We start from the raw sequence: 12,882 nt of genomic DNA on the forward strand, positions 1-12,882 counted from the left end.
GTCAGCGCTCCTGGGAGGTGAAGAGGGTCTGGATGGCGACCGCGGCAGCGCCGCGGGCCCATTGCTCAAAGGTCCGTGGCCGCAGCAGCAGACGGCAGTCGGCCGCCGCGCCGAACGCCTGGCTGGCGAACGACCGGTTGATCTGCTCCTCGAACAGGTCGTACGCCGCAAGCCCCTGCACATCGCCGGTCACGATGATCCGCTCCGGTCCGAACAGATTGGCCATCGCCGCGATGCCGAGCCCGATGGCGTGCCCGGCTCGGGCGAAGACCTCCCGCGCCGCCGGGTTCCCCGCGTGCGCGGCGTCGATGGCTGCGTCGATGGTCAGCGACGCGTCGCCGGTGACCGCACGCACGGCCGCCACGATGGGCGCGCTCCCAGCGATGGCCTCGACGCAGCCGCGCCCGCCGCAGTGGCATTCGGGCTCTTCACCGCCGACCGGGATGTGGCCGATCTCCCCGGCCACGCCGTGCGAGCCGGCCACCACCCGGTCGTTGGCCACCAGCCCGCACCCTATGCCGGCCCCTACCGTGACCAGCGCGAACGACGACGCCCCCACGCCGTCGCCGAACCACTGCTCGGCCACGGTGAGCGACCGGACGTCGTTATCGACCGTGACGTTGAGTCCCGTCGCCGCGCCGGCCATCCGCGCCAGCGGAACCTGCCGCCAGCCCAGAAAGGGGGAGTACCGCACCAGCCCGAGCGCCTTGTCCACATCCCCGGACACGGCCAGCCCCAGCCAGTGACAGCGCTCGCCGTAGGCCGGATCGCCGGCCAGCAGGTCGGCGACCAGCTCGGCCAGTGCCTCGACCACGCCCTCGGGAGACGTGGTCGCCAGGCGGCGGTGCGCCGACACCAGGGGCTGGGCCCGCAGGTCGGTGATGACGCCGATGAGCTCGTCATCGGTGATCTTCACGCCGGCGAAGAACTCCCGGTCCGCCCTGATCATCAGGGGGCTGGCCGGCCGCCCCGCGCCGGGCGCCGTACGCTCCGTGGCCTCCAGCTCTTCCAGGTAACCTGCCTCGATGAACGGGCGGGCGGCCTTGGTCACGGCGGCGGACGACAGCCCGCTGCGCCTGGCGATCTCCACTCGGGTCACCGGACCCTGGGTGAGCACCATGGTGAAGACGGTGGCCTCAGCGCGGGTGGTGGTGAGCCGAGGATGCATGGCGGTAATCGTAGCACTAATTAACTTCCTCAAGAATTGAATTGGACCGTGACATAGGACGTCTTTACGCCGGGTTCGTCGTCGTCCGCTTGGCTCAGCGTGGGACGGACGACGACGAACGCGGCGGAGGGGAGTGGTCAGCCCAGGGAGATCCGGTCCAGGTCGGGCGCCGCCGCCGTGTCGTTGTGGGTCTTGATGGTGTTGGCCCCCGCCCGCAGGGTGACCGGCACGGATGTCGTGTAGGGGGTGTTGTTGCCGGTGCCGCTCACCTTCACCTCGATCGGCGGCTCGCCGTTGACGGTCACGAAGTACGAGCGCTCGCCGTTGACGGTGAAGTCGATGTACAGCGTGTACTGGCGGGCCGTGTCCACCGTGACGTTCTCGAACAACACGTAGGCGTCCGGGCCGCCGCCGAGGTTGCGTACCTTCTGCCCGCCCGAGCACGGCCCGCAGTTGGTGATGCCCGCGCTGCCGAGCTGGTTGCGGGAGTCTTCGGCCTCGCGCATGAAGACGCGGTCGGCGGGGCGCAGCCGGACCCGGAGCTGCCTGGTGACCGTGTTCGGCCGGCCGAGCACCTGGAACGACGCCCTGATCGGGATGTCGGCCGAGGCGACGTCCTGGCCGGGCGGCGAGGTGAGCGTCCAGGAGCCCTCCAGCGTCTGCCCGAGCCGCAGGGTGGCCGCCGTGGCCGGGCCGCCCTCGACCGTCCACCCGGCGGGGGCGGCGGGGGCCAGCTCGACCTGGTCGAGCGCGTCCTCGACGTCCAGGCGCAGCTTGGCCGACACCTTCATCGACTGCTGTCCGGGGCCTGCCCACTGCAGCCCGGACGGGTCCACGGTCATGGTCGTCTTGGGCACGTACGAGGTGGGTGGCAGGGGCGCGACCGCGATTCTGTCGACGCCCGGACCCTTGGCGGCGTCGCTGAACACCGTGATCGTGTTGGCTCCCGCGCGCAGCGGCACGGCGAGTGCCGTGGCGGCGGGAACGCCCGCGTTGTCCCCGGTGACCGCCACCTTGACAGGGGTGGCGCCGTTGACCGAGACCGACAGCGAGGTCGCCGCGGCGGTGGTGTGGTCGATCTGGATCCGGTGATCACCGGCCTCGGCGACCGTCACCTCGCGGTACGTGATCGCGTTGCGCGAGCCGCCGCCCAGCCCGGTGACCTGCGCGCCGCCGGAGCACGCCGCACAAGCGTCGAGCCGGGCCGTGCCGGAGCGCTGCTGGCGTTCGGCCTCCAGCGGGACGGGGGTGGCCGGCGACAGCGGGTAGCCGTGCGCCACCTGGATCTCGTCGATCTGCAACTGCCGGACGAAGCGCGGCGCCTGCGGGCCAGCCCAGGTGTTCAGCACCTCCAGCTTGATGTAGCGGGCATGCTGCTCGCCGACGTCGATGACCTGCACGCCGCGCGCGCTCGGCAGCGCGCCGGCGCGCACGGGCGCGCCCCACCGCTTGCCGTCGTCGCTCACGTAGACCCGATAGTCCTTGATCCGCGCGGAGTCCTCCGGGCGCCCGAACGTCTCCCTGGCATACGTGGGCGACCATTCGCGCTGGTTGACCGCCAGGGAGGACGCCTTGCGGGCGCGGCCGAGGTCCAGCGTCACCGACACCGGGAGCTGCGCGTCGCTGTCCCAGTAGTCCTGGAAGCTGCCGTCCACGAGGGCGGCGGCCGGGTGCCCCTCGCGCGCGGACGAGGCGGCGGCCTTGAGGGTGGACGGGTCGTAGAAGTGCTGCCGGCCGGCCGTCTCGACCTTGAACACGGTGTCGTACTGGTCCCATCGGGTGATGCCGAGGATCGCCAGATGGCCGCCGGACTGGCTGAAGCGCATCTGTTCGCCGGTGCGCAGGTCGCTCACCCGGGTCACCCGGTAGCCGTTGTCGCGCAGCCGCACCATGTCGGTGCTGGGCCTGGTCACCACGTGCACGTACTGGACCTTGGCGCCGTCGCGGGAGATGGTGATCACGCCGTGGGCGCCGTCGTTCCAGAAGCCGGGCCGCATGCCGCCGTACATGTAGCCGCCGCCCTCGGTGGCCTGCAGCGACTCCTTGATCGGGGGCACCCACGTGGACATGAAGGCGTTGAACGCCTCCTGCTGCGGCGGGAAGCGTCCGTTGACCATCGGGGTCTCGGCCATCAGCGACTTCATCGACGAGCCGGCGTTGGTGATGTAGCGGCCGGTGCTGAGCCGGAAGTCCACGGGGTGGTTGCCGCCGTCGTACCACCAGTCGCCGGTGGTGGGCAGCTTGTAGTCGGCCTCCACCAGGCGCGGCATCGGCGTCCACGCCGCCTGGGGGTAGTCGTAGGACGGGGTCATGCCGGTCTTCTGCTCGTTGCTGACCGTGTCCATGATGGGCGTGTCCTCGTTGTTGTTGCTCAGCAACCAGGACGGCCGCTTCTCCCTGATCTGCTCGTAGAGCTTGTTCTGCTCCCAGTACTCGTTGTCGTTGTCGATCCAGAATCCGGCCAGATCCGAATATTTCTCCATGACCTCGAAGAACAGGTCGTAGCTGTACATGCCAAACCCGGCGCGCGTGGTCAGATCGACCTGGCGGCCCTTGTAGGCGGAGTAGGCGGCGGAGTCGAGTGTCTCCACCCCCTGCTCGTTGTGCCACTGGGGGTCGTCGGTCATGTAGAGGATGATCCGGACGTCCTTCGCCTTGCCGGCGTTCACCAGCTCGCCGAGCAGGTCCCGCTTCGTCGCGCAGCTGCCGGGGATCTCCGACGGCCACGGGCGCGCGTAGCCGAGCCTGCTGTGGAAGGTGGCCAGGACGATGTACGAGGCACCCAGCTTGCGGGCCTCGTCGACCCAATAGTCCGCGGTCCAGCCGCCCTCCGTGACGTCGCGCTCCCAGGCCGCGCAGTCCAGATGGCGGGGCGCCGTGAACATGCCCCAGTGCAGGAACAAGCCCGCGGTGGAGTCGCGTAACCACTGCTGCCGGGGGTGCTCGACCTCCGCGCGGGCGGCGGGGGCGACGAGCAGGGTCAGGATCAATGCGAAGAGAAGGGTGGCGGCACGGGCTCGAGGTCTCACCGGGATCGCTCCCTCACGGAGGTGGCCATCTTGCTAGACATCCGATGAATACTGCGGGACGGCGATGCGGTCAAGGCATGTTTCTCTGCCACTCTTTGGGCGATTTTCCTATCAGGGAGTCAATGCGATCGGACGTTTACGCCGCTAACTCTGGCTTCGGCCACGGGGTAAGTCCGGAGTGGAAGGCGCTGGCGCTGAGCATGCTGTAACGAAAACAACTTGCAGTGTCGCGTTCTGTAACGGTAGCGTGAGCATCGGTCGAACAGGTGAGCGGTATTCGAGCTTGGGTTCCTCCTCGCGCTATGCACCGCCAGGGGAGCGCGGGCTGCTCAGATCGGGGGCGCGGGACCAGGGCAGCTCGAGAAGGCTCATCGGCAAGGTGATCGAGGAAGAGGAGTGGCTGGTGGAGCTGGAGGTCATGTCTGACCATCTGCACCCACTGGTCGCGGTGTATCCCCAGCACGGTGGTTACCGGCCGGGCAAGGCTGCCAAGCGCACCTGCCGAGTGTTGCGCGAGGGCTTCCGTACCGGAAAAGCCGTCGGTCCAGCGTGTTGACCAACTCCTCGGCGGCCACCGTGGGTGGCGCCTGTCAAGATGGGGTCACGCGGTTCGTCGTGACCAGAAGAGCCGGTGAGCTGCCGTGCTGACCGGACGCAAATATCTGCTGGATCTCACTGGTGAGCAGGCGGCGTTCGCCGAGCGGATCGGCGGGGCGTGCCGTGCGGTGTGGAACACCGCGCTGGAGCAGCGCCGCACCTACCGGCGGCGGGGTGGGTTCATCGGTTATCACGAGCAGGCGCGGCAGCTGGTGGAGGCCAAGGCCGAGCCGGGCCTGCAGTGGCTGGCCGAGGTGCCCGGGCACTGCCTGCAGCAGACTCTGATCGACCTGGATGATGCGTGCGCCAAGCATGGCACGTGGAAGGTGCGTTGGAAGTCCAAGACTCGCACTCGGCCGTCGTTCCGGTTTCCCGAGGGCGGCAAGATCGTGGTGGAGCGGCTGAACCGGCGCTGGGCGCGGGCCAAGTTGCCCAAGCTGGGCTGGGTCCGCTTCCGCTGGAGTCGCCCGCTCGGCGGGCCGATCAAAAACGCCACCGTGCTACGCGAGGGGCTGCGCTGGTTCATCAGCTTCCTGGTCGACGACGGCCGGCAGACTCCCGCTCGGCATGCCAAACCAGGCACCGGGATCGGCGTCGACCGCGGCGTGGCAAAGATCGTGACCACCAGCGCGGGGCGGTTCCATCACCAGGTGTTTGCCACTGACCGGGAAGTGCAGCATGCCGCCAAGCTGCAGCAGGACCTGTCCCGCACCCGTAAAGGATCCAACCGCCGCCGACGCGCCGCTCAAAGGTTGCGAGCGTTCTCGGCCCGGATCTGCAGGCGACGTCAGGACTTCGCGGCCAAGACCGCGCACGTGCTGACCCTCGAGCACGACCTGATCATGTTCGAGGCGCTGAAGATCCAGAACATGACCAAGACTGTCGCGCCACGGCCGGATCCCGATCGGCCGGGGGCCTACCTGTCCAACGGGGCCGCCGCCAAGTCGGGCCTGAACAAGGCCATCCTGGACAAGGGCTGGCATCGGATCGAGCTGGCCGTGCGAAGCAAGGCCCGCTACACCGGCACGAATGTGATCACTGTTAACCCGGCGTACACGTCTGTCACCTGCGACCAGTGCAGGCATGTGGATGCGAAGTCCCGCAAGAGCCAAGCGGATTTCGTCTGCACAGCCTGCGGCCATGTGGACCATGCGGATGTGAACGCCGCCAAGAACATCCTCACCGCCGGGAGGGCGGAGCTCGCGACGGCCAGATCGGCCGCGCGGGCTGGGGCGCGAAAACCACGCAACCGCGTGGGCCGGAAGGTGAACCGCCAAGCAACAGCGGCCCCCGACCTCGCTGCGGCGAGTCCCGGACCGGCTGAAATCCCCCGGCCTTAGCAGTGGGGAGCACTTCAATACTCCTCAGGGGCGCGGCCATTCCCGCCGCCGTCGATCCCGTGGAGTTGAGGCCCGTGGACCTCCTACGCGCCGACGTTCACCGTCCAGGAGTGCGCCTGCGGCGACGCCAACGGCTGAGGTGGCGCTCGTCGCCGCTGCTGCGGCCGGCCACCGCCAGCGTGTACAAGTCGCTCGGCCAGTACGCCGCCGACTTCGGCGGCATGTTCGCCCTCATGTTCCTGGCGACGCTGCCGATCCTCATCTTCTACCTGCTGCTGCAGAAGCACTTCGTCAAGGGGCTCACTGGAGGCGCGACCAAGGGCTGAAGACATCCTATGTCTCGCTCCAACGCCCTGATGGGCCTTGTCGAACGTCCCGCCGACTGATGAGGTGCGGCGGGCTGTCCACGTGCACGCACTCGATTCGAGTTAGGAAACTTTCCTAAACAATGGATCGTTCCAGGTGTTGACGGCCGCGGCGGTTTGCGGGAAAACCATCTAGAGCTCCAATCTCTTACTCGAGGCATCACTCTCAGCCAGGAGTGCCCGATGAACTTCAGCAAGTCCCGGGCCTGCGCCATCGCCTGCTTACTCGTCATGGGAATGGCCGCCCTCCCCGCCGCCGCGGCACCCACCCGGTACGAAGCCGAGAACGCGACGATCTCCCAGGGAGCCGTCGAGTCCAACCACGCCGGCTACTCCGGCACCGGCTTCGTCAACGGCACCAACGTCGCCGGCTCCTCCACCGAATGGACGATCACCGCGCCCAGCGCCGGCACCGCCACGCTGGCCTTCCGCTACGCCAACGGCACCGGCGCGGACCGCCCCAGCGACATCTCGGTCAACGGCACGACCGTGGTGGCGAGCCGGTCCTTCCCCGCCACCGCTAGTTGGGCCACCTGGGCCACGGTCACCCTCACCGCTCCGGTCGTCGCCGGCACGAACAAGATCAGGGCCACCGCCGCGAGCGCGGGAGGCAACCCCAACTGGGACTACCTCGACGCCGACGTCCCAGCCAGTGCGTTCACCGACTACCAGGCGGAGAACGCGACGATCTCCGAGGGCGCCGTCGAATCGAACCACGCCGGGTTCACCGGCTCCGGGTTCGTCAATTACGCCAACGTGACCGGCTCGTACGTGCAGTTCTCCATCAGCGCCGCCGCGGCAGGCACCCAGACCCTGACCTTCCGCTACGCCAACGGCACCACCGCCGACCGGCCCATGACCATCACCGTCAACGGCACCGCGGTGGCCACCGCCCGGTCCTTCCCGAGCACCGGCGCCTGGGCCACATGGCAGGAGGTCGCCCTGGACGCGCCGCTCACCGCGGGCGCCAACACGATCCGGGCCACGGCCACCACCGACGGCGGCGGGCCCAACCTCGACCGGCTCCGGGTCACCGGCCCCGGCGACACCGAGAAGCCCACCTCGCCAGGGCAGCCGGTCTGCTCCGCCATCGCGCACAACGCCCTGACGCTGGACTGGCCGCCGGCCACCGACAACATCGGCGTGGTGGCGTACGACATCTACCACCAGGGCCAGCAGATCGCGACCGCTCCGGCGCCGCCGTACCGGCTGACCGGGCTCACCCCCGACTTCGGCTACCAGCTGTCGGTGTTCGCCCGCGACGCCTCCGGCAACGTGTCGCTGAGCAGCCCCGAGGCGAACTGCCGCACGCTGCCCGCGCCCGCCGACGACCCGCCGTCGCAACCCGGGCAGCCCACGGTCAGCGGCGTGCAGGCCACCTCGGCCACCGTGACCTGGGGCGCCTCCGCCGACGACAACGGGGTGCGCGCCTACCTGGTCCGCGACCACGCCACCAACGCCGTGCTCGCCACCGTCACCGGCACCCCGCCCGCGACCACGGCCACGGTGCCGCTGGAATGCGCCCGCACCTACCAGGTGCACGTCGTGGCGCGCGACAGCGCCAACCAGCTGTCCACGCCGAGCGCGCCGTCCGCGTCCTTCACCACCGGCACCTGCGGCACGGTGCCGCAGACGCCCACCAGCGTCGCCGGCGGCTGGGACGTGCCGTGGGACATCTCCTGGGCGCCCGACGGGACGTACGCGCTGGTGACCGAGCGCGACACGTTCCGGGTCTTCAAGGTGACCCCGTCGGGGACGAAGACGCAGGTCGGCACCGTGCCCAACACGCAGACCACCGACGGCGAGGGCGGCCTGATGGGCCTGGACTTCTCGCCCACCTGGAACGGCACCACCGACCAGGACGTGTTCTTCATGCACACCGCCTCCGAGGGCAACCGCATCGCCAAGATGAGCTTCAACGGCACCACGCTCAGCGGCTACGCCGGCGTCGTGCAGGGCATCGACAAGAATCGCTACCACAACGGCGGGCGCATCAGGTTCGGCCCCGACGGCTACCTCTACGTCGCCACCGGCGACGCCCAGCAGACGAGCAACGCGCCCGACTTGGACTCGCTCAATGGCAAGATCCTGCGCATCACCAAGACCGGCGCCGCCGCGCCCGGCAACCCGTTCGGCACCCGCGTCTACAGCTACGGCCACCGCAACCCGCAGGGCCTGGCCTGGGACTCGGCCGGCCGCCTGTGGTCGTCGGAGCTCGGCAACTCATCGCGCGACGAGCTCAACCTCATCCTGCCGGGCCGCAACTACGGCTGGCCCACCTGCGAGGGCACCTGCAGCGTGTCCGGCATGACCAACCCCAAGTACACCTGGGGCGTCGCCGAGGCCTCACCGAGCGGGATCGCCATCGTCGGCAACACGGTCTTCATGGCGGCGCTGCGCGGCCAGCGGCTGTGGCGCATCGTGCTCAACGGCGAGAACGTCTCGACGGTCAACTCCTACTTCAACGGCACGTACGGCAGGCTCCGCGCGGTCGAGAAGGTGCCCGGCGCCAGCGCCATCTGGTTCGGCTCCACCAACTCCGACAACAACGGCGACGGCTCCGCCGACACGATCCGCCGCTCCACCATTCAGTAATCACCCCCCAGGAAGTGACCCCATGACACAACCCCTGTCCCGGCGCCGCTTCGGACTCCTCCTCGGCGCGGCCGCCGCCGTGCCGCTCCTGCCCGCGCGCCCCGCGTTCGCGGCGCCCACCCTGCTCCCGTCCGGGATGACGTGGCAGCTGATGTGGTCGCCGTCGGCCTCGGCCAACGGCATGGGGGCGTGGGAGAGCATCGAGGACGACCGTGCGGACTCCCATCCGGCGGGCGCGCCCCACATCCGCCCCGACAGCGACAACTACCGCTTCACCATGCACATGGTCGACCGTGACACCAGCACGGACCGGCAGCGGCACGAGGTGACCGGCAACCGTACCTCCAGCAGCAGCTACCTGTCCTGGAAGACCGGCGAGTTGTGGCGGGTCACGTACGCGATGTACATCCCGAGCACGCTCAAGGCCACCACGACCTTCACCCACATCTTCCAGACCAAGATGCCCGGCTCGGGAACGTCGCCGATCACGGTCACCTCGCTGCGCCGGGTGGACGGCAGGCAGACCATCGAGCACAAGATCTTCGAGCCGAACATCCTGGTCGGGCGGACCGATCTGGAGCCGCTGCACAACAAGTGGATCGACATCGACTACGAGATCAAGATCGGTGACGGCTCGGCCGGCGCGGTCCGGTGGGCCGTCAGGAACGCCGGCACCACGGTGGTGGACGCGACGACGACGGGTGTGGACACGTTCCTCGGCGACCGCGTGCGGCCCAAATGGGGCATCTACCGGTCGCTGGGCGACACGTCGGGCTCGCTCCAGGACTGCCACCTGCTGCTGACGAGACTCAGGTCGTACAAGGCGGTCCCCGGCGGCGGTGGGGGCGTCACGCGCTACGAGGCGGAGAACGCGACGATCTCGCAAGGTGTGGTCGAGTCCAACCACGCGGGCTTTTCCGGCACGGGTTTCGTCAACGGAGACAACGCGGCGGGCTCGTACGTCGAGTGGACCGTCAACGGCGCCGCCGGAGCGGCGACCCTCAGGATCCGCTACGCCAACGGCACCACCACCGGGCGCCCCGCGACGATCACCGTCAACGGCGCCACGGTCGCCGCCGACCAGCCCTTCAACGGCACCGGCGCCTGGACCACGTGGGCCACCGCCGCAGTGCCCGTGACCCTGCGCTCGGGCGCCAACACGGTGCGGATCACCGCGAACACCGCGGGCGGCAACCCGAACCTGGACTACATCGAGGTCGCGCAATGACGAGCGGTCGCCGCGGGCGCTCGCCTCCCTCCCGGGACGCCGCGGCCGTGCGTCTTCCGCGGCCTCCGGGGAACAGGTGCGGCATGGAAGTGCTGAGCAGCCGCGTGCTGCTGCGTCCGAAGGATCTCGGGCGCAGCCGCCGCTTCTATGCCGAGACGCTCGGATTGGCCGTCTATCGCGAGTTCGGGCCGGCCGACCACCCAGGGACGGTGTTCTTCCTGGGCCAGGGATTCCTCGAGCTCTCCGGGCACAGCGACGCCGGGGCCGGCCCGGCGGTGTCGCTCTGGCTGCAGGTGCGTGATGTGGCATCCGAGGAGGAACGCCTGCGTCAGGCGGGCGTCACCGTGCTGCGCGAGGCCCGCCTGGAACCGTGGGGGCTCGTCGAGTCGTGGATCGCGGACCCGGACGGCCATCGCATCGTCCTGGTCCAGGTCCCGTCCGACCACCCGCTGCGCCGCGATCCGCGCTGACGGGCCCCACCCGCCCGGTAGGGGAGACTGGGGAGGTGAGCAACGACCGTCCCGCCCCGCCCGTGACGAGCCCTTCCATCATCCTGCTGACGCTGGCCCGCCGCATCGAGACCGAGCTCAACGCCGCCCTCTCGCCGCTGGAGCTTACCGTCAGCAGGCTGGGGCTGCTCGGTCACATCGCCGTGGTGCCCGGGGTGTCGTTCAGCGACCTGGCCCGGATGTCGGGCACCACAGTGCAGAGCGTGCACACCGCGGTGAAGGCGCTGGTCGGGGCGGGACTGGTGCACGACCATACCGCCCGCGCGGGCTCCGCCTCGACGATCGAGGTCACGCCCGAGGGCGCCCGCCTCCTGGAGCGGGCCAAGCAGGCGGTGGCCGAGGTGGACGAGCGCATGTTCGGCCCGGACGCCGATCCCGTGCAGCGGCGCATCGGCGAGGCCGTCCGGGCCGCGTTCGCGCTCTGAGTCAGTCCTGGCCGGCCGGCGGCGCGACCTTAAGCGCATGAGCATGAATCCGTAAGCGGTTCCGGCCAGGGTTGTGCCCAGGAAGCACGACCGCAAGGTGAAGGAGATCCGCCATGAGGAAGCTCATCGAGTCGACGTTCGTCACCCTCGACGGCGTCATCAGCGACCCGCACGTCTGGGGTCGGCCATACTGGGACGACGAGCACGGTGCGTATGCGAACAAGCTGATGTTCGCCGCCGACGCGCTGCTCTTGGGCCGCGCGACGTACGAGGCGTTCGCCGAGGCGTGGCCCGCGCGGTCGGGGGATCCGTACACCGATCAGATCAACAGCATGCCCAAGTACGTCGCCTCCACCACGCTGAAGGAGACGAGCGCCTGGAACGGCACCCTGATCGAAGGCGACGTCGCCACGGCGGTGGCCGAGCTGAAGCGGCAGCCGGGGGAGAACATCCTCAAGTTCGGGACCGGCCGGCTCGACCGCACACTGATCGACAACAAGCTGGTCGACGAGTTCCACTTCTGGGTGTTCCCCACCATCGCGGGCGGCGGCGAGCGGCTGCTGGACGGCCTGGACCTCACCCACCTGAACCTGCTCGGCACGACGCGGTTCACGTCCGGGATCGTGGTCCACACCTACGGGCTCAAGTAGACAGCGCGGCGTTGAGCCCGCCGTAGTCCAGGCCGTCCGCGAGCGTGTCGTACGTGCCGGCGCCCAGCAGCTCGGCGGCCGCCCGCGCGGCGCACGCGTACGCGGACTGGGCGATCGCGGAGCCGACGCTGACCCGCGTGACCCCGGCCGCCGCCAGCTCGGCCACGGACGGTGCGCCGGGCCCGGCCATCACGTTCAGCGGTAGCGGCCCGCCGGCCAGGCGGGCGATGGTGTCCAGGTCGAGCAGGCCCGGCACGAACAGCCCGTCCGCCCCGGCATCGGCGTAGACCCGCGCCCGCTCCTCCACCTCGGCCGGCTGGTCCCCTGGGATTCCGGCCAGGTAGACGTCGGTGCGGGCGTTGATGAACACGTCGACCCCGGCGGCATCGGCCGCCGCCCGTGCCTCGGAGATGCGCCGTGCCTGATCCTTCGGCGAAAGCAAGGGCGCCCCGCCGGAGTCTTCCAGGTTGACGCCGACCGCCCCGGCCTCGATCACCGCGCGTACGGTGGCCGCCACGTCCCCGTACCCGCCCTCGATGTCAGCGGTGACCGGCACGCTCACGGCCGCCACGATGCGGCCGACCGCCGCCGCCATCCGCTCCCGGCTGAGCCCGTGGGCGTCGGGCGCGCCGTTCGCCCAGGAGACGCCGGCGCTGGTCGTCGCGATCGCCTGCGCCCCCGCGCCCTCGATCACGGCCGCGGAGGCGGCGTCCCAGGCGTTGGGCAACACGAGCACGGCGCCGCCGCGGTGCAGGGCCCGGAACAGGGCCGCCTGATCGGTCATGCTGATCTTCCTTCCGTTACGCCTTGTTCTGAGACCAGAGCATCGTGGGTGGACCGGCGTGCTGTCTGGCTGGATTCGGACATGACCGTCGTCGCGGAGGTGGAGCTACCTCCACCTCTGCGTACATCTGGATGCATTCTCCGGCCACGTCCGCACTTCTAGCGTCGAAGACGCAGATTCCGGACGAACGGC

General features: G+C 69.6%; 11 protein-coding genes. 8 read left to right on the plus strand and 3 right to left on the minus strand.

Annotated elements, in window-relative coordinates:
* Position 1: 1 nt before the first annotated feature.
* Together Q9G87_RS48770 and Q9G87_RS48775 are read right to left on the minus strand one after the other, a co-directional pair.
* Positions 2 to 1,168, minus strand: coding sequence for an ROK family transcriptional regulator (locus tag Q9G87_RS48770; RefSeq protein WP_305923506.1), 1,167 nt, complete (start codon positions 1,166 to 1,168; stop codon positions 2 to 4).
* Between the two features lie 137 nt (positions 1,169 to 1,305).
* Positions 1,306 to 4,197 (minus strand): CBM35 domain-containing protein, encoded by a 2,892-nt coding sequence (locus Q9G87_RS48775; RefSeq protein ID WP_305923507.1) that lies wholly within the window; start codon positions 4,195 to 4,197, stop codon positions 1,306 to 1,308.
* A gap of 379 nt (positions 4,198 to 4,576) precedes the next feature.
* Here Q9G87_RS48775 and Q9G87_RS48780 point away from each other — a divergent pair, with 379 nt between their 5' ends.
* From Q9G87_RS48780 to Q9G87_RS48815, 8 genes are all read left to right on the plus strand, one after another.
* Positions 4,577 to 4,753: a hypothetical protein gene (locus tag Q9G87_RS48780; protein WP_305923508.1), complete on the plus strand. Its 177-nt coding sequence runs from the start codon at positions 4,577 to 4,579 to the stop codon at positions 4,751 to 4,753.
* Positions 4,754 to 4,838: 85 nt separating this feature from the next.
* Positions 4,839 to 6,134, plus strand: a complete 1,296-nt coding sequence (locus Q9G87_RS48785) for an RNA-guided endonuclease InsQ/TnpB family protein (RefSeq protein ID WP_305923509.1) — start codon at positions 4,839 to 4,841, stop codon at positions 6,132 to 6,134.
* A 74-nt stretch (positions 6,135 to 6,208) separates the two neighbouring features.
* Positions 6,209 to 6,460: an ABC transporter permease family protein gene (locus Q9G87_RS48790; RefSeq protein ID WP_305923510.1), complete on the plus strand. Its 252-nt coding sequence runs from the start codon at positions 6,209 to 6,211 to the stop codon at positions 6,458 to 6,460.
* A 222-nt stretch (positions 6,461 to 6,682) separates the two neighbouring features.
* Positions 6,683 to 9,094 (plus strand): PQQ-dependent sugar dehydrogenase, encoded by a 2,412-nt coding sequence (locus Q9G87_RS48795; protein ID WP_305923511.1) that lies wholly within the window; start codon positions 6,683 to 6,685, stop codon positions 9,092 to 9,094.
* A 22-nt stretch (positions 9,095 to 9,116) separates the two neighbouring features.
* Positions 9,117 to 10,322 (plus strand): carbohydrate-binding protein, encoded by a 1,206-nt coding sequence (locus Q9G87_RS48800; protein WP_305923512.1) that lies wholly within the window; start codon positions 9,117 to 9,119, stop codon positions 10,320 to 10,322.
* An 83-nt stretch (positions 10,323 to 10,405) separates the two neighbouring features.
* A complete protein-coding gene (locus Q9G87_RS48805) occupies positions 10,406 to 10,792 on the plus strand; it encodes a VOC family protein (RefSeq protein ID WP_305923513.1) in 387 nt (128 codons plus the stop codon).
* A 35-nt stretch (positions 10,793 to 10,827) separates the two neighbouring features.
* On the plus strand, positions 10,828 to 11,256 hold the full coding sequence (locus Q9G87_RS48810) for a MarR family winged helix-turn-helix transcriptional regulator (RefSeq protein WP_305923514.1): 429 nt from the start codon (positions 10,828 to 10,830) through the stop codon (positions 11,254 to 11,256).
* Between the two features lie 113 nt (positions 11,257 to 11,369).
* A complete protein-coding gene (locus tag Q9G87_RS48815; RefSeq protein ID WP_305923515.1) occupies positions 11,370 to 11,906 on the plus strand; it encodes a dihydrofolate reductase family protein in 537 nt (178 codons plus the stop codon).
* On the opposite strand, the gene Q9G87_RS48820 is transcribed toward Q9G87_RS48815, so the two are convergent.
* A complete protein-coding gene (locus tag Q9G87_RS48820; protein WP_305923516.1) occupies positions 11,899 to 12,690 on the minus strand; it encodes an isocitrate lyase/PEP mutase family protein in 792 nt (263 codons plus the stop codon). The two genes, Q9G87_RS48815 and Q9G87_RS48820, sit on opposite strands and share 8 nt — an antisense overlap.
* Positions 12,691 to 12,882: the final 192 nt, after the last annotated feature.

The sequence above is a fragment of the Nonomuraea turcica genome (assembly GCF_030718205.1).
In the GTDB taxonomy this organism is placed as follows: Bacteria; Actinomycetota; Actinomycetes; order Streptosporangiales; family Streptosporangiaceae; genus Nonomuraea.